This window comes from Sporosarcina ureae (genome assembly GCF_002082015.1).
GTDB lineage: Bacteria > Bacillota > Bacilli > Bacillales_A > Planococcaceae > Sporosarcina > Sporosarcina ureae_A.
Genome location: NZ_CP015109.1, coordinates 696,416 through 714,534, shown reverse-complemented (window position 1 = coordinate 714,534; position 18,119 = coordinate 696,416). Strand labels below are relative to the sequence as shown.

The 18,119-nt window shown below is 41.8% G+C and carries 16 protein-coding genes; 13 read left to right on the top strand and 3 right to left on the bottom strand.

What is annotated here, in order from left to right; translation table 11 throughout:
• The first annotated feature begins 57 nt into the window (after window positions 1-57).
• Together SporoP17a_RS03485 and thiD are read left to right on the top strand one after the other, a co-directional pair.
• On the top strand, window positions 58-1,404 hold the full coding sequence (locus SporoP17a_RS03485) for a dihydrolipoyl dehydrogenase family protein (protein ID WP_083032477.1): 1,347 nt from the start codon (window positions 58-60) through the stop codon (window positions 1,402-1,404).
• Between the two features lie 185 nt (window positions 1,405-1,589).
• Window positions 1,590-2,417, top strand: a complete 828-nt coding sequence (gene thiD / locus SporoP17a_RS03480; RefSeq protein ID WP_083032475.1) for a bifunctional hydroxymethylpyrimidine kinase/phosphomethylpyrimidine kinase — start codon at window positions 1,590-1,592, stop codon at window positions 2,415-2,417.
• A gap of 195 nt (window positions 2,418-2,612) precedes the next feature.
• Here thiD and SporoP17a_RS03475 read toward each other — a convergent pair whose 3' ends face one another.
• Window positions 2,613-3,239, bottom strand: a complete 627-nt coding sequence (locus SporoP17a_RS03475; RefSeq protein WP_083032472.1) for a nitroreductase family protein — start codon at window positions 3,237-3,239, stop codon at window positions 2,613-2,615.
• 135 nt (window positions 3,240-3,374) lie between these two features.
• Here SporoP17a_RS03475 and SporoP17a_RS03470 point away from each other — a divergent pair, with 135 nt between their 5' ends.
• Window positions 3,375-3,734: a winged helix-turn-helix transcriptional regulator gene (locus SporoP17a_RS03470; RefSeq protein ID WP_083032469.1), complete on the top strand. Its 360-nt coding sequence runs from the start codon at window positions 3,375-3,377 to the stop codon at window positions 3,732-3,734.
• Window positions 3,731-4,756, top strand: coding sequence for an LLM class flavin-dependent oxidoreductase (locus SporoP17a_RS03465; RefSeq protein ID WP_083032466.1), 1,026 nt, complete (start codon window positions 3,731-3,733; stop codon window positions 4,754-4,756). The genes SporoP17a_RS03470 and SporoP17a_RS03465 overlap by 4 nt, the downstream gene beginning before the upstream one ends.
• Before the next feature lie 55 nt (window positions 4,757-4,811).
• Here the strand turns inward: SporoP17a_RS03465 and pepF are convergent, their stop codons facing one another.
• Complete coding sequence (gene pepF, locus SporoP17a_RS03460) at window positions 4,812-6,620, bottom strand: oligoendopeptidase F (RefSeq protein WP_083032463.1); 1,809 nt, start codon at window positions 6,618-6,620, stop codon at window positions 4,812-4,814.
• 80 nt (window positions 6,621-6,700) lie between these two features.
• Entirely contained in the window at window positions 6,701-7,153 is a 453-nt protein-coding gene (locus SporoP17a_RS03455) for a hypothetical protein (protein ID WP_083032460.1), read from the bottom strand.
• A gap of 167 nt (window positions 7,154-7,320) precedes the next feature.
• Here SporoP17a_RS03455 and SporoP17a_RS03450 point away from each other — a divergent pair, with 167 nt between their 5' ends.
• The 9 genes from SporoP17a_RS03450 to SporoP17a_RS03410 all read left to right on the top strand — a co-directional run bounded on the left by SporoP17a_RS03450 (window position 7,321) and on the right by SporoP17a_RS03410 (window position 18,001).
• On the top strand, window positions 7,321-7,800 hold the full coding sequence (locus SporoP17a_RS03450) for a PaaI family thioesterase (RefSeq protein ID WP_083032457.1): 480 nt from the start codon (window positions 7,321-7,323) through the stop codon (window positions 7,798-7,800).
• A gap of 33 nt (window positions 7,801-7,833) precedes the next feature.
• The gene (locus SporoP17a_RS03445) at window positions 7,834-9,045 is read left to right on the top strand and encodes an MFS transporter (RefSeq protein ID WP_083032454.1); all 1,212 of its coding nucleotides are present in this window, start codon (window positions 7,834-7,836) and stop codon (window positions 9,043-9,045) included.
• Window positions 9,046-9,087: 42 nt separating this feature from the next.
• On the top strand, window positions 9,088-10,014 hold the full coding sequence (gene cysK, locus SporoP17a_RS03440; protein WP_083032451.1) for a cysteine synthase A: 927 nt from the start codon (window positions 9,088-9,090) through the stop codon (window positions 10,012-10,014).
• Between the two features lie 248 nt (window positions 10,015-10,262).
• Window positions 10,263-11,105: an ABC transporter ATP-binding protein gene (locus SporoP17a_RS03435; protein WP_083032448.1), complete on the top strand. Its 843-nt coding sequence runs from the start codon at window positions 10,263-10,265 to the stop codon at window positions 11,103-11,105.
• Window positions 11,038-11,793: an ABC transporter permease gene (locus SporoP17a_RS03430; protein WP_083032445.1), complete on the top strand. Its 756-nt coding sequence runs from the start codon at window positions 11,038-11,040 to the stop codon at window positions 11,791-11,793. The genes SporoP17a_RS03435 and SporoP17a_RS03430 overlap by 68 nt, the downstream gene beginning before the upstream one ends.
• A gap of 27 nt (window positions 11,794-11,820) precedes the next feature.
• A complete protein-coding gene (locus SporoP17a_RS03425; RefSeq protein ID WP_083032442.1) occupies window positions 11,821-12,825 on the top strand; it encodes an aliphatic sulfonate ABC transporter substrate-binding protein in 1,005 nt (334 codons plus the stop codon).
• Between the two features lie 124 nt (window positions 12,826-12,949).
• The gene (locus tag SporoP17a_RS03420; RefSeq protein WP_083032439.1) at window positions 12,950-13,669 is read left to right on the top strand and encodes an NAD-dependent deacylase; all 720 of its coding nucleotides are present in this window, start codon (window positions 12,950-12,952) and stop codon (window positions 13,667-13,669) included.
• Between the two features lie 106 nt (window positions 13,670-13,775).
• Window positions 13,776-14,930, top strand: coding sequence for an exonuclease SbcCD subunit D (locus tag SporoP17a_RS03415; RefSeq protein ID WP_083032436.1), 1,155 nt, complete (start codon window positions 13,776-13,778; stop codon window positions 14,928-14,930).
• Window positions 14,927-18,001, top strand: a complete 3,075-nt coding sequence (locus SporoP17a_RS03410; RefSeq protein WP_083032433.1) for an AAA family ATPase — start codon at window positions 14,927-14,929, stop codon at window positions 17,999-18,001. Before SporoP17a_RS03415 ends, SporoP17a_RS03410 begins: the two co-directional genes overlap by 4 nt.
• Window positions 18,002-18,119 lie beyond the last annotated feature (118 nt).

The following is an 18,119-nucleotide window of genomic DNA, read 5'->3' as shown; positions in this document are numbered from 1 at the left end:
TAGTTACTTACAGAATGGATAAACAGAATGAGCAAGATTAGTTGGAGGAGATGGAGTATGGTCAAAGAGTACGATTTGCTTGTAATTGGAACAGGTAATGCAGGTGCCATTACCGCGACAAAATGTAGAAAAGAAGGATGGAGCGTCGCAATAATCGATGACCGGCCGTTTGGCGGTACTTGTTCTCAGCGAGGTTGCGATCCGAAGAAAGTCCTGGTGGGAGCTGGTGAACTGATTGATTGGAATAAACGTATGCATGGAAAAGGAATTGAAGAAGACAGCAAAATCAATTGGCCTGAGTTAATGGAATTCAAACGGACATTTACTCAGTCGATTCCTGAAGATACGGAAGAAAAATTTGAGAAATTAGGAATTGATATCTATCACGGTAAGGCGCTTTTCCAAAGTGAAACAGAATTGAAAGTATGCTCGGATATATTAAAAGGAAAACATATTGTAATTGCCACAGGTGCAGAACCGATCAAATTGAATATTGAAGGGGAAGAATATTTGACGTTGAGCGATGACTTCATGGAACTGGAGACACTACCTAAAAAGATCGTCTTTATAGGTGGCGGGTTCATTTCATTTGAATTTGCGCATCTTGCTGCACGGGCAGGCTCAGAAGTGCATATTTTGCATAGAAGTGAAAGCGCTTTGAAGCCTTTTGATCAAGATTTAGTAAAATTGCTCATAAAACGTACCGAAGAAGTTGGTGTTCATGTGCATTTGAACACACCCGTCAATGGAATTGAGAAATGCGGCAATTCATTTGTGGTCAAAGGAGAACAGGATGATCGTCAAGTAGAATGGAAAGCGGATCTCGTTGTACATGGGGCAGGACGCGCACCGGCATTGGATATTGATCTGGAAAAAGGAAATGTGCAGCGTGATAAGCAAGGTGTTTGTGTTAATGAATACATGCAAAGCGTTAGTAATCCACATGTATATGCGGCTGGAGATGCCGCTTCAAGTGATGCGCCTCCATTGACACCTGTCGCAACAACTGAATCACATGTTGTCGCTTCGAATTTGCTAAAAGGAAATAACAAAACGGCTGATTATCCCGTTATTCCATCTGTTGTCTACACCGTTCCTGCATTAGCTTCTGTCGGAATGAGCGAACATGAGGCAAAAGAATCCGGTTTAAAAATATTTGTAAAATCACAAGATATGACCGAGTGGTTCACATATAAACGGACGAATGAACGAGGGGCGGCATTTAAAGTCATTATCGACCAGGAAAAAGACGTCGTACTCGGTGCCCATTTCTTAGGTGGAGGAGCCGATGAACTAATCAACCTCTTTGCGATGGCTATTCGTTTTGAAATTCCTGTTGCCGAATTGAAACAGATGCCATTCGCGTATCCAACGATCGCTTCTGATATTTCCTATATGCTGTAAATACATTAAAAGGACTCTCTATCTGACAAGTGGATAGGGAGTTTTTAATTGATGATACATAGTAAAAGACTTTATACAGAACGATGACATTGACTCTTTAAAGCTCGTCACGTTATCCTGTAGAATGATGCCTTTAGTTAAAATAAATTGGTTGCATTACATAGTAGACAGGAGGAAGAGAGACGATGATCAGGCGAGCATTAACTATCGCTGGTTCAGCCGCACGTGGAGGGGCAGGAATCCAAGCTGACTTGAAAACGTTCCAGGAATTTGACGTCTTTGGCACAACAGCGGTCACAGCGATTGTTGCTAGAAACCCACGAACTGGACAAGGTATATTCCCGCAATCTTGGGAAGCGATTGAAGCACAACTCGTGACGATAGAAGAAGATATCGGTATAGATGCAATGAAAACGGGTATGTTGTTTACAAAAGAAATTATTGTCAACGTAACGAAGTGGATTCGACAGTCCGACATTCAACATATTGTCGTTGATCCTGTAATGATCGGAAAGATGGGTTCCGCTTTGTTGAAGGACGATGCAATGGAAGCGATGCAGAAGCAATTGATCCCTCATGCCACAGTGATTACACCGAATATGCCAGAAGCTTCTTACCTATTGGGTGGTATGGAATTGAAATCTGTAGCCGATTTAAAAGAAGCTGCACGTCGTTTGTTTACATTTGGACCGAAGTTTGTATTAGTGAAAGGTGGAAGACTGGAAGGACCTGCAGTGGATGTGCTATATGACGGAGTACAGTTCTATCTTCTTGAAGCTCCAAGAATTGACACGCTGAATACAAATGGTGCAGGTTGCAGTTACTCTGCCGCCATCACAGCTGGCTTGGCAAAGGGGCAAACCGTACCAGAAGCTGTAATAGAGGCGAAGAAGTTCATCACGGCAGGCATTCGCCATTCCTTGACCTTTAAACAAGGCGTAGGACCAACCTATCACGCGGCATATGGGAAATATGACGAAACGAGTTGTAAAGTAACTATCGAGCAGGCTTGAGATCAAGAACGAGCATAAATAAGAGGATGTCCTAGAATTAAAAACATTTCTAGAGCATCCTCTTTTGTATGGATTCAGTTTAAGTTCCCATAGAAAACTGTTTTCAATGTACAACAGAAAGTGTCACGACTTACATTGCAAGAAATGAAACACGTCCTCTACGAAGCGCAAATCTCCACTCGAACAGCCACTCTCTTACATATAAGTAGTAATCGAATCAATAGGTAAACGCGTAGAACCGTAAGCAGGCGAAGCGGCCTTACCTACCGCAATTAGCACGAGTGGCTCATAGCGTGATTCAAGTTCAAACGATTTTGCAAATTGCTGCTTATCAAAACCGCCCATCGGCACAGTATCATACCCTTTGGCTTTTGCAATCAACATCAACTGCATCGAAACGAGTCCTGCATCAAACGTCGCGATATTACGTCTCGCTTCAAGTGGTGCATTCGGATAAGCTGCCTTCGCATTTTGAATCTGAATCTGCACATGCTCTTCATCTATATTTCCTGCAGCCAAATTCGAAAGATAAATCTCATCAATATTGTGGTACATTTCTGTATCGCCAATCACCGCGATAATAGCGGATGCCGTTTCGATTTGTTCTTGATTGAATGAAAAACGATTGATTTTCTTTTTTAACTCTTGATCTTGTATAACGAGAAAACGCCATGGCTGTAAATTGCTTGATGAAGGAGCGGAAATCGCTTCCTCTAGCATAGACGTAATATCTTCTCGATTCATTATATAGTGTGGATCAAATTTTCTAACGGACTTACGTGCATGCATAACTTCTACTACTTCTTCGTAATTTAATGACATACTGACAAACTCCTCTTAAAATATATTGATGTACACTTACTATTAGTAAGTTCTTTTTAAGATTACTATTAGTAAGCTTGTTTGTCAAACGTAGGTGTGATAAAGTAAAAGTAGTACAGGATTGGGGTTTTGCTAATGAAGAAAAATGAAGAGTTTGTTCAGTCGGTAAATCCTAAAGGTCAAAAAAGTTGCGATAGTTTCCACAACACGATCGAGTTTATCGGTAAGCGTTGGATGGGGATTATTATTTATCATTTATTAGATGGACCGAAAAGGTTCTTTGAATTATCGGCGGAGATCGACGGGATATCAGATCGTCTTCTAACGGAGAGATTGCGTGATTTAGAAGCGCACGGCTTGGTCGTCAAAAACCAGTCCGATCCAAAGGTTAGAAAAGTCGAGTATGAGCTCACGCCAAAAGGTAAAGAGTTAGAAGATATTATTCAGGCCATTTTTGAGTGGGTAAAGAAAAATGGTTGCTGTTATGAGGAGTGAATGAATTGATTAGAGAAAAGGCAAAACAATTTAACGGAATTCCGTTATCCATATTAGACTTAGCCATGATCAATGAAGGCAGTCATGCAGGACAATCATTTAAGAACAGTGTAGATCTTGCACAACATGCAGAAGAGTGGGGATTCAATCGGTACTGGTTAGCAGAGCATCATAATATGCCCGGTGTTGCGAGTTCCGCTACGTCGATCATCATTGGACATGTAGCGCAAGAGACGAAGGATATTCGCGTAGGTTCAGGCGGTGTCATGTTACCAAACCACGCACCGCTTGTTATTGCGGAACAATTCGGCACACTAGATGCGATGTATCCTGGCCGCATTGACTTAGGGTTAGGTCGTGCGCCTGGTAGTGACCAAGCGACAGCGTACGCTCTTCGCCGGACATTACAAAGTAGTGGAGAAGATTTCCCACAGCAAGTGGAAGAGTTACGTACGTATTTTGCGGGTAACCCAACTGATCGTGTTCGAGCATTTCCTGGAGCAGGGCAGAACGTGCCGATTTGGTTGCTCGGTTCAAGTGGTTTCAGTGCGCAATTGTCAGCGGAGCTCGGCTTGCCGTTTTCATTCGCCAGTCATTTTGCACCGCAGTTTATGATGCAAGCACTGCAAATTTATCATCAAAACTTCCGACCGTCGAAAGATCTTCAGAAACCACATGCGATGATGGGAGTGAACCTAATTGCAGCGGATACGGATGAAAAAGCGCAATACTTGGCTACATCCATGCAGCAGCAGTTTTTAAATATCCGTCAAGGGAAGATGACGCAATTTAGTCCACCGATTGAAGATATTCACGCGGTATGGTCACCATTTGAACAAGAAGCAGTGGCACAGCAAAGCCAGGCACCATCTGTCATTATTGGTGGTCCTGAAACTGTGAAACGGAAGCTGGAAGAGTTTGTGGAGATGACAAAAGCGGATGAGCTGATTATCAGTTCAGGAATCTTTGATCATGAGGACCGACTTCGTTCATATGAAATCTTAAGTGAAATTATGAAATAAAAGAAAAATATCCGCCTTGCAGGTGAAACTGCATGGCGGATGTTTTTTGTTCTTATTATGCTTCGATTTCTTTTGTCAGTTTCTCGATTTCATCGATTAACTCGCCGATATATGAAATAGTATCGCGCAACGGCTTGTCTGTTGTAATATCGATTCCCGCCATTTTTGCCAGTTCAGCTGGTTTTTTTGAACCACCTGCACGTAAAGTATGGAGCCAGTCTTCCACAGCCGGTTCTCCTTCTTTCAATACGCGTTTAGCCATTTCAGTAGAGATAGTTAATCCTGCACTATATGTGTACGGATACAAGCCCATGTAATAGTGTGGTTGACGCATCCAAGTCAATTCCGCGCCATCATTCATCCGTACGCTATCCCCCCAGAATTCTTCGAGTACGCCACGTTTCAACTCGTTCAAAATCGTTGCATTGACGTTGCCGCCTGCATCCACTCGCTCGTACACTTTGCGTTGGAATGCTGCTTCAAGTAAATGCGTCACGAAGTTATGGTAATACGTACGTGCGACGATGGAAGACAGTACCCAGCGTTTAAATTTCGGATCATCGGAATTTTTCAATAAGTGATTGGCCATCAACATTTCATTCATCGTAGAAGGTGCTTCAATAAAGTACAATGATGATTCCGAATTAAATAGGTTTTGAGTTTCGTTGGCATAATGGAAATGTCCGGCATGACCTAATTCATGAGCGAGTACAAAGACGTCTTCCATGCTGCCTGTCCAAGAAATTAAAATAAACGAGCCGTTGCCATAAGGACTCGCACAAAATGCCCCCGTAGATTTACCTTCATTTTGCGCGAAGTCAATCCAGCGTTCTGAATAGGCACGGTTGACCATGTCGAGATAGTTTTCCCCCATGACAGCTAGGGCATCATTCATATATTTCTTCGATTCTTCCACTGTGATTGATGGTTCGTATAATGGGTCGATCGGCATTTTCAAGTCTGCAAACGTCATCTCATCCAGATCATAGATTTTTTGAAGAAGTTTGGCGTACTTGCGCATATGTGGTGCAAGTTCTTCCATAATCACATCGATTTGGCGATTGTACATCGAACGATCGACGTCTTGTTCCATCAATAAATAGTCAATAACGGAGTCATACCCACGTAAGTCAGAAGTCGTTTTCTCCATCTGTACATGCATGTCATAAGTTTTCGCTGTCGTATGTTGATACGTACGCAAAGTATTGCTGAACGTTTCAAAAGCAGCACGTCTAACAGAGGTTTGTGGTTCAGATTCCCATTTTCCTTCGAACGAAACATAACTCAGTGGATAGACTTTGCCGTCTGCAGTGAAGTCAGGGAAGTTAATATCCGCCATTTTTGTCGTGTTGTACAATGAATACGGTGCTTGGAAAGAAGAAGAGAATGCAGCGAGTGTTTTTTCTACCTCGGGATGTAATTGGTGAGGCTTTTCCCGAATGATTTTATCGAATACCGTTGCATACTCTTCGGATTGTTTACTTGCTTGTTGTAAAGTCTCCTCTGAAAGTTCCGTCAGTTCACTCATGAGGAAGGAAGTTTGGCTAGCGATTTTTGCAGCAATTGAACCAAATTGGCTTTCTCTCATTTGCGCTTGATCATTCGTTAGATCAACACTTGCTGCTAACTCGGCATAACTGGAAATCTTGACGAGTTTCTCTTGTAAACGGCGATAGGCATCCAATGCTAGAATAGCAGAAGTTGAATCTATAATCGTTCCTTTATAATTTTTCTCAAAAGCAGTGGCTTCGATTTCAGCATCTTTTACTGCTCGATCGTAGTCTTGTTCATTTTCAAATAAAGTTCGTAAATTCCACGTTTCTTGTTCATTTACTAGTGCACGTTTCGGTAAGCTTTTGACCAATGTGGATCTCTCCTTCAAATCGATTATTCGGTTCTCGAATTAATGAATAGTATAATACAATGAATGTTCAGAGTACAAAATTACGGTTTATTGGAAAGGATGAATTCCATTAGCCATTCAACTTGTAACGGTCCATTGACAACCTCATAATACAGACGGTCATTGTGGATTAATACCCCTTCCTCAATTAATATGGTCATACGATTTCCAGTGTCATCATGTAGATCGATTGTAAAGTGTGGTTGATCATCAAACAATTGCAATGTATCGGGATCCACACGCTCGTAATCATATGCTTGGAGAAATTGAAGTAAGCGGTCGACTTCTTCTACTTGGTCTACTTTCCACGTAACGGCTTGCTGTTCGTGCAGACCTGGTTGGCGGATCGTAATGAATGAATAAGGGGATAGACCATTCAGTTGTTGTTCTTGCAAATTCTCAAAGGGATGGGTGGCAGCTTCGTCGATTGTCTGAATCATCACATAGAACCCTCCAGCCACTAGCAATGCCAATATAACCCCACGTATTTTCAAACTAATTCCCTCCTTCCGCAAAATATCGTTTCTCACTAGTATATGAATGTAGTGAGTAAGATACGCACAGAACTGTCCGCACAATGACAGATATTTCATTTTAGGTCGATATTTCAGTTTTCGGAATGTATAATAGAGAGAATTCATCTGAAAGGGAGGCAATTACTTTGAAGGAATATGTTACACATGCAATTCAAGACAATTACGCGGATGATTTTTCATGGTGTTATGGTTGTGGGCGGCTTAACGAGGAAGGGAATCATTTCCGTACTGGTTGGGAAGGAGACCAAACCGTTACGTATACATTACCGCCTGAAAAATATACGGCAATTCCGGGATTTGTGTACGGTGGATTCCTTGCTTCATTTATGGATTGCCATGGCACAGGATCTTGTGCACTTGCTTTACATCGAAAGAATGGTCATGAACCAGGAGACGGATCCATACCTCCGCGTTTTGTGACAGCTTCCTTGCAGATTACATACAGTAAGCCAACTCCACAAGGAAAAGTATTGAAAGCGATTGGAAACGTTACAGAAATTCACCCAAAGAAATGGAAAGTAGCTGTAGAAATTTACGCGGAAGATGAATTATGCGCTTCTGGAGAAGTGGTTGGGGTCGTAATGCCTGCTACATTTACAAAGTAAAATAGACAACTAGATAAGGTGTGAACAGATAGTATGAATACATCATCACAAACTGCCGTAGCGAACCCCGTATTTCCAATCATGATGGCAATTGCGGTCTGTCACTTATTTAACGATACGCTACAGGCAGTGATCCCAGCTATGTTGCCGATTTTGGAAAAAGAATATCAATTTAGTTATAAACAATTAGGTTATATTGTATTTGCGCTAAATATCGTGGCGTCTTTACTTCAACCGGTTGTAGGCTTTCTAAGTGATCGCAAACCCAAGCCGTTTGCGTTACCGATTGGTATGACATTTTCCTTAATTGGAATGGCGGGCTTAGCCTTAGCACCAAGCTATTGGCTGATCATTGTATCCGTTATGTTGCTCGGATTCGGGTCAGCGATCTTTCATCCTGAAGGTTCGCGTGTGTCATTTTTGGCAGCCGGGGACAAGCGTGGACTTTCACAGTCAATCTATCAAGTAGGCGGTAATTCCGGACAAGCACTTGCCCCGTTAATTAGCGCGTTCGTCCTCGTTCCTCTTGGTCAAATAGGAGCAGCTGTTTTTGTATTGGTAGCTGCTGCTGGCATTGCTTTACTGACCCGTATTTCGATCTGGTATAAGAAACAGCTGGATGAAGAGCGTTTAGGCAAGCGAAAGAAAGTATTGTTAACGACGATGGAAAATTTGTCAAAAAGACAAGTTACCATTGCACTGATTTTATTAATGATTATTATATTTGCACGTTCATTCTACGTGACGAATATTACGAGCTTTTATATTTTCTATTTGATCGAATACTATGGCATGACGATTCAGCATGGGCAGTTGTATATTTTCTTATTCTTGGCATTGGGCGCGGTCGGAACATTTTTTGGAGGACCGATGGCAGACAGAATAGGACGAAAAAAGGTGATCGTCTTATCACTTATCGTGCCATTACCGCTTAGTTTATTGCTACCGTTTGCTCCGGTATGGGGAATCATCTTACTATTACTCGCGATTGGATTCTTTATTATGCTAAGCTTTTCCGTGACAGTAATTTATGCGCAAGAACTCGTACCTTCCAAAATTGGTACGATGGCGGGATTAACAGTAGGATTGGCGTTCGGAATGGGAGCCATCGGTGCAGTCGCCATCGGAACGCTCATCGACTCGATCGGTATCTATCAAACGATGATTATCACGTCATTCTTGCCGTTCATTGGTCTAGTAGGATTAGCTTTACCTCGCGATCAAAAGATTACGTCAGCTTCATAATCAGATCATGAATTTTATCAACATGAAAAGTAGGTGTGTGGAATGAAAGTAGTCAATAATATGGCGGAATTGATCGGTGATACTCCGCTAGTAAAAGTACGAACACTCGGTGAAGATACTGGTGCCGAGGTCTATGTGAAATTGGAATACTTTAACCCAAGCCGCAGTGTGAAAGATCGCGCGGCGTATCAAATGCTTGTAGAAGCCGAGGAAACTGGCGCACTGAAACCGGGCGCCACGATTATTGAGCCGACGTCAGGTAACACGGGAATTGGATTGGCGATGAATGCTGCGGCAAAAGGATACCCAGCCATTTTTGTCATGCCAGATAACTCTACGATTGAACGGATTAACTTGATGAAAGCGTATGGAGCAAAGGTTGTATTGACACCTAGCTCAGAACGTATGCCAGGTGCAATCGCCAAAGCGAATGAAATCTCAGAGTCCATCGACAATAGTTTTATTCCGATGCAGTTTGAAAATGAAGCGAACCCTAATAGTCACCGCCATACAACAGCTGTAGAAATTATAGAAGCCATTCAGTCACTCGATCGTACATTAACTGCTTTTGTTTGTACTTCAGGTACGGGTGGTACGGTAACAGGGACAGGCGAATCATTAAAGGAACATGATCCGGCCATTACAGTTCACGTGGTGGAGCCTGCTGGGTCACCGGTATTATCGGGTGGCAAACCAGGAAAACATAAATTGGTTGGTACAAGTCCTGGCTTTATCCCTCCTGTATTAAATACAGATGTCTACGACGAAATTTTCCGTATTGAAGATGACGATGCATACAACACGGTTAGACAGTTCGCAAGACAAGAAGGTGTGTTGCTTGGGCCATCAGGCGGTGCATCTTTATATGCGGCATTACAGGTCGCTAAACGTTTAACACCCGAAGATACAGTCGTTTGTATTGCACCTGATTCTGGTGAAAGATATTTATCAAGTGATTTATTTCAATAAAGTCTACTAGCAAAAACCTCTTTCCGCATTGGGAAGAGGTTTTTTAACGTATGCCAGTAGAATAAAAAGTGAGGGAAAACCTTTGCCTGTAGCGTTCATTCAAGTTGTTTAAATTGATTGAAAAAATAATCAGAAATTCTATTGACAAAACCTATGTAAATGGTAGATTATATATAGACAAAACATATAAAGTTAGTAGGAATTAAAAAATGTAATGTAACGAAAAATATTTACAAGGGGGAATTAACATGTATTTGGAAATTGAAGGCATTGAAAAAAGCTTTCCCCACAAGGAAAAGGGAATGGTCAAAGTACTAGATCATATCAACCTTGAAATAGAAAAAGGACAGTTTGTTTCCATTGTAGGTCCGTCTGGTTGCGGTAAGTCCACTATGTTGTATTTGATAGCCGGGCTGGAAAAAGCGGAACAAGGGAAAATCCGTATTAATGGAAAAGAAGTAAGGGGTTCCGGGTCTGACCGAGTAGTCGTTTTCCAAGAAGCGGGGTTGTTTCCTTGGCTGACAGTGCTCGATAACGTTACATACGGTTTACTTCTAAAGAAGATGTCGAAGGCAGAAGCGGAACAAAAAGCTATGGAGATGCTAAAAATGGTGCACTTAGGGAATTACATCCATTCCTATCCACATGAATTATCTGGAGGAATGAAGCAGCGCGTATCGATCGCACGTGCGCTTGTGATGGAGCCAGATATCCTGTTAATGGATGAACCATTCGCCGCGTTGGATGAGCAAACACGCATGGTGCTTCATAAAGAATTATTGGATATTTGGAGAAAAACGAAAGTGACGGTTCTTTTCATAACACATAATATTCGGGAAGCCGTATTACTTTCGCAAAAGATTGTCGTATTTGCGACACGACCGGGGAAAATTAAAGCGACATTCAAATCAAATGATACGAAGGATGGTGTCATGCCGAGTGATGTGACGTTGCAGCTTGAAAAGCAGATTTTAGCTGAGCTCCAAGAAGAAATAGAGAAAGTGTTGAAGGAGGAGATGGGTGATGACTACAGCTTTAAGACGAATAGTGTTTCTCGGGATACTAGTGGCGATATGGGAAGTCACATCTAGACTATCAGATTTACCTGATTTCATGTTTCCGAGTTTCACACAAGTCATGTCGACCTTGATTTCTGGCCTCATCTCCGGTCAAATCCTCATTGCCATCGGTGCTAGTCTTAGCAGATTATTAATTGGATTCACGATTGCTTCTATACTTGGACTAGTGCTTGGTTATTTAATTTGGCGTTACAAAATAGTGGAAGACACACTTGGTTTTCTTGTAGTAGCTTTACAGTCCATTCCAAGTATCGTCTGGTTTCCACTGGCGATCATCTGGTTTGGTCTCAATGATTTTGCTATTTTATTTATCGTTACATTAGGGGCTACATGGACGATGATTGTCAATGCAACTAGTGGATTTAAAAACGTACCGGTATTATACCAGCGCGTCGCCAAATCATTAGGATCTAGCGGATTTCACTTTTTGCGGACGGTGATTTTGCCAGCATCTGTGCCACAATTAATCTCTGGTTTACGTATCGCTTGGGCTTTTTCCTGGCGTGCCCTCATGGCAGGTGAACTACTAGGTGCAAGCGTCGGTCTCGGTCAACTACTAGAATCAGGACGCGCACTTGGTCAAATGGATTTAGTAATTTCGGTCATGATCATCATCGGTGTAATCGGTACGATTATGGATAATGTATTATTCTTACGTTTGGAACGCAGTGTAGAAAGAAAATGGGGAATTCGGGCGTGACATGCTCAAAGAAAAGGGGATCATTATATGAATAAGAAACGATTGGGTGTATGGCTTTCTGTATTGGCGATTGTAGGAGTTCTAGCAGGATGTGGGAAAACGGATGCGGGTAGTGCAGATAAAAAGGAAGTACGGATTGGGTATTTCCCGAACTTAACACATATCGCAACAATTGTTGGATTAGAGAATAATTATTTTGCGGAAGAGTTCGGCGAAGACATCAAAGTCACGACGAAGACGGTAAGTAACGGTGGGCTGTTTATGGAAGCTATGGCTTCTAATTCCATAGATATCGGAACAGTCGGACCTGGACCTGTCATTAACTATTATGTAAAAGATCCAAAGTATCATATTGTTTCTGGAGCGGTAAACGGTGGTGCGGTAGTAGTAGCGAACGGTAAAAGCGGGATTAATGAATTAGCGGATCTAGACGGCAAGAAGATTGCGATTCCCGTAATCGGTAGTACGCAAGATGTGATGTTACGTAAAGCGTTGAAAGATGTGGATCTACAAGCCAAAGCTAATGGTGGAACAGTTGAGTTTTTCGCAGCTGCACCAGCGGATACAGCGACATTATTCATTCAAGATTCAGTTGACGGCGCAGCAACTCAAGAACCTTGGGGATATATTTTACAAAATCAGGCGGATGGTAAACTAATTCTCGATTGGGAAGATTTTGCTTGGGGTAAGGAATCGACGAACACCGTTGTCGCGACAAGCGATGCATTTCTGAAAAACGAAAAATTATCGACTGCTTATTTGACAGCACACGCTAAGGCAGTCCAGTTTATTCAGGATGAGCCGGAAAAAGCACAAGAACTAGTAGTGAAGCATATCAAAGATCTGACAGGTAAAGAAATAGCTAGCGATGAATTAGAAGCGGCATTTACTCGTATCGAAGTGACAACAGAGGTAAATGAAGATGTATTGCAAGAGATGGCTGATATCAGTCAAGAAGCAGAGTATATTAAGACGAATGAAATTGATGGATTGATTGATCTGGAAGCAATTAAAAAAATAACAGCGAACTAATACGAAGCGAGTATCCAGTGTGGATGCTCGTTTTTATCTCCGTATCGTTTGATAAGTAGCTATAAAACAGGATATGCTAGTATATAGATAGAACATAATTTCGCTAGTTGAAAGGATGAGGACCGTGCTGGCAAATTTATTGAACGAATCGAAACGTACGATCGTCTATACAGGAGCAGGTATGTCGACAGAAAGCGGACTATCTGATTTTCGTTCTGCTAAAACAGGCATGTGGGAAACGGAAGATCCTGCGAAAGTGGCGAGCGTAACAGCTCTTAATCAACAGGTGGAACAGTTTTTTCAGTTTTATAAACAACGTGTTATAGCGGCAAAAGAAACCGGACCGCATAAGGGACATGATATTTTAGCTAAGTGGGAAAAAGACGGACTGATTCATGGAATTATTACACAAAACGTCGATGGTTTCCATACGATGGCAGGCTCGAAAAATGTCATGGAACTTCATGGGACACTTCGTAATGTCCATTGTGAAACATGTGGCAAAGTATACGGTAACGAACGCTACGAACTGGATGAGTTTTACTGCGATTGTGGCGGTACATTACGTCCATCCGTAGTTTTATTCGGCGAAATGTTGCCAGAAGAAGCATTTATTCAAGCGATATTCGAAAGTGAGAAAGCTGATCTTTTCATTGTACTAGGTTCATCATTAACCGTGACACCTGCGAATCAATTCCCACTAATCGCAAAAGAGCAAGGCGCGAAGTTAGTCATTATCAATATGGAACCGACAGAAATGGATCACGTTGCCGATCTCGTGATCAATGACCGTAAAATTGGAGAAATACTGAATGAGGCAGATCAAAAAATAATGAGTACGTAATATGAGATAGAAGAATGGGCGTAATAGAGGAGGTTTTTTATACTACTTCTCTAATACGCCATTCTTCTTGTCTCTATTTTTAGAGAGTGAAAGAGGGGGAAATGATTTGAAAATATTCCACACAGCCGATTGGCATCTCGGCAAGCTTGTGCAAGGCATCTATATGACGGAAGATCAACGTCATATTTTGCAAGCGTTTATAGAAGAAATTAAGAGAGAACAACCCGATGCGGTTATTATTGCGGGAGATCTGTATGACCGCGCAATACCGCCAACTGAAGCGGTAGGTTTGTTGAATGAGGTTCTACAGGAGATTGTAATTGATTTGAAAATACCGGTCATTGCTATTGCAGGAAACCACGATAGCCCTAGCCGGCTTCATTTTGGCAGTACGTTTATGAGAGATCAAGGGTTATACATAACAGGAGAATTATCCCCGCACTTGTCGCCAGTAAAACTCCAAGACGAATATGGCGATGTCTATTTTCATTTAATACCTTACGCGGACCCTTCGGTTGTGAGTCACGTGCTCGAAGACGAGTCGATATCCAGTCATCAGCAAGCTATGAAGAAGATCATCGAGCGTATAGAACAGTCAATGGACAAAGAAGCACGACATGTTTTCGTTGGTCATGCGTTTATCACGAAGCATGGTGAGCAAGAGGAGAATACGAGTGACGCAGAACGACCCTTATCAATTGGTGGAGCGGAATACGTGTCTTCCGATTTATTTGAGCCGTTTCATTATACAGCGCTCGGTCATTTACATCAGGCGCATTTTGTCGGCAATGAAACGATTCGCTATTCGGGTTCCCCATTAAAGTATTCTATCTCCGAAGAGCATCATCAAAAAGGCTACCTCATGGTGGAGCTAGGAGAAAAGGGCGAAGTGGAAATCGAGAAAAAATTACTGACGCCTCTTCATGATGTGCGAACGGTTGAGGGGACAATGGAAGATCTATTAAAGATGCCCCACAATGAAGATTATGTGTTCGTCAAACTGCTGGACACGGTACCGGTCATACAACCAATGGAGAAAATTCGTTCCGTTTTTCCGAACGCGATGCATGTAGAACGTAAACTTTTTGTATCTTCTACAGACAGTTTTGGCGGAACAGTACATGTTGAGAAGAAAGAAGACGATCAAGCGATGTTTGCTTCCTTCTTTAAAGAACTTCAAGGCGAAGAAGTAGACGAAGAAACGAGAGAGCTATTCGCTGAAGTCTTGTGGGATGTTATGAAGGAGGAAGACCGTGCATGAAACCTATTACATTAACGATGACAGCATTTGGACCGTATAAAGACAAGGAAACTGTGGATTTTCGAGATTTACAAGATCATCGTTTATTTGTCATTTCCGGAAAAACAGGTGCAGGAAAAACGACGATTTTTGATGGCATTTGCTTCGCGTTATACGGACAGGCAAGTGGAGAGGATCGGACTGATACGAAAGCGTTGCGCAGTCAGTTTGCAGATGATGATATTCAAACGACTGTAGAACTGACGTTTGATATCCATAAGCGTAGATTCCGTGTCGTGCGTCAAATTCCTTACAGAAAAAAAGGAAATAAATCGGATACATTAGGTCGCTGCGAACTATTTGAAGAAAAAGATGAGCAATTTATTCCGGCAGTAGATCGTCAAATGGTTACCGAAGTGAATGAAAAGATTGAACAGTTGCTAGGCTTTACGCACGCACAGTTTAGTCAGATCATGATGCTGCCTCAAGGTGAATTTCGTAAATTCTTGACTTCCGATACAGCGAACAAGGAAGCAATTATGCGTAAAATCTTTAAAACTGAACCATATCAGAAAATCGTGGAACGGTTAAAAGTGAAAAAAGAAGAAGCGAATGCGGAATATCTGCGTGAAAAACAACTGAGTGATGCTATACTTCATCAAATACCAGCAAAGTTACCTGCAAGCGACTCTTTGTTATTTACAGAATTACAGTCAGAATACCCAAACTACCATCAACTTGTATTAGGTCTTCAACAAGAACATGCGCATCATGTGGCGCAATCTAAAGAAGCCCATGAAGAATATACTAGACTTTATACCGTTCATAACAAAAAACAACAAGCACTACATGACGCCCGTTCAATTAATGAACAATTTACAAAGCTACTGCAGCGTCAAAAAGAACTTGATGGCATGCAAGCGAAACACCCAGAGATGAAAAGTCTTGAAAAGCAATTGAAACAAGCTGAACGAGCCGCGAGATTAGAAGATTTAGAACAACAAGTGAAGTCTAATGTAACTGAATGGCAGAAAAAAGAAAGAAGCTACTCTGAAGCGGTCACGTTTCTTGCTGATGCAGAGAAAAAGTTAGTATCTGCAAAGGCTTCCTATGAACAGGAACTAGCTAAAGAATCTGAGCGAAACGAAATAAAAGAACAGCTGCTTACGCTACATAATCTGCTTCCAACCGTTTCGGGACTCGCCACGCAACGACAAGCAGTAGAGTCACTTCAGCAAACTGTAGCTCAAGTGGAGAACTCATTGCTAGTCAATCAACAAGCATCTACGCAACAAAAAGAATCCATTCGCATTCAGAAAAATGAAATCGAGAAATTGGAAACTTCATTAGAGACATATGAACAGGTGTTGGATCAACTAGCACAAAGCAAAGCTATCGCAAAGCAAGTGGCTTCATACAAACAACAGCTATCACAACGGCAAGAAGTTGAGGCCCATTACGAAACGGCTAGGCAGCAAGTAGAGCAGTATGCAGCAGTCTATCAAGCCCTTGAAAATCGTTGGATTAGTAATCAAGCAGTCGTCCTTGCGGCATCACTTCATGAGGGCGAGTCTTGCCCGGTTTGCGGTAGTATCGACCATCCGGCTAAAGCTGAAGACTCAGAAACTGAGCACGTATCCAAGCAACAGGTAGACACGGCGAAACAAGAATTAACGAATAAAGAGCAGACTTTCCATGCTAAGCAAGCGGAATTGCAACAAGTCCAGCAACGTATTGAACAAAGTGAAGCTGAATTGCATGATCAACAAGTGGATTTGAAGCGAGATTATTCTAAAGAACAAGCTGAGTTGACAGACAAAGTAGCTGTCCTTAGAAGTAAGCGAGAGTTATTAAAACAGAAGAAAGACGAGCAAATCCAGGCGGAAAAGGCTATGGAGGATCTGGCCGAAGAAATCATTAAATTAGAAAAGCAGCGTAATGAATCAAAAAGTGAGCTTGAAACGAAACGAGCCCTCTATCACTATGCGCTAACAACCGTTCCAGAAAATCTACGAGAATTATCCGCGTTGCAACAACAAATTACATCAAAAGAAACAACAAGTCAAAAACTTGAACATGCGTGGAAGTCTATTCAACAGACAGTACAAGATGCTATAACGGAGAAAACCAAATGGGAGTCTAGGGAGATGTTAGAAAAGCAATCTCTAGCAGATATGAAAGAAAAATTAGATCAAAGTGAAGCTAACTTTACAAAACGGATGATAGAAGAAGGCTTTACTTCGAAAGAAAATTATATGCAAGTCAAACTGCCAACGTCAAAACGTCAAGCGATTGAGCAAGAACTTCAAGTGTTTGCCCAAACGCTCCATACATTAAAATCATCCGTAGCAGAACTCGAAAAGTCTGTTGAAGGCAAACAGCCAACTGATATGGAGATTATGGAGCGCCAAGTAGAAGCGTTGAAAACACAATATGAAGAAGCGTTTGCTCTGTATAATCAATCAAAAGCGTGGGAACAAGCGGCACAGGATCTGCACAATGAGTTAGAAACAAGTAAATCTAAGGAAGCAGAGCTAGAAAAGACCTATGGCAAAATTACGAATCTCTATGATATAGTCCGTGGTCAAAACCATTTAAAAATTTCCTTTGAGCGATATATCCAAATCGAATATTTGGAGCGTATCATCCACGCTGCAAATATCCGTCTGCGCGACTTATCAAATGGACAATACGAACTCGTCCGCAGTGATCGTCAGGAAACGAGAGGGAAACAAAGTGGCTTAGGTATAGACGTGCATGACGCATATACAGGACAGACACGAGACGTTAAAACGTTATCGGGCGGCGAAAAGTTTAACGCCTCCCTATGTTTGGCACTGGGTATGGCAGATGTCATTCAAAGCTTCCAAGGTGCTGTTCGTATGGAGACCATGTTTATCGATGAAGGATTCGGTGCATTGGATGAAGAAGCGATTCAAAAAGCGATCGACACACTGATCGCTCTTCAGCAATCAGGGAGAATGATCGGCATCATTTCACATATCGATGAAATGAAAGAAGCGATACCTGCTACATTGCAAGTAACGAAGTTGAAGGAAGGCTATAGCAAGACGAAATTTGTACTAAGTTGATGTAATAAGTGTAGGGTAAAGCCAGTTCTACGTAAGTAGTATGCTACGGCAATAAAAACCCCAAATTACTATCTAGTTAACTTAGTTTATCACTCTTATTTTTATGTAAGTTTAAACT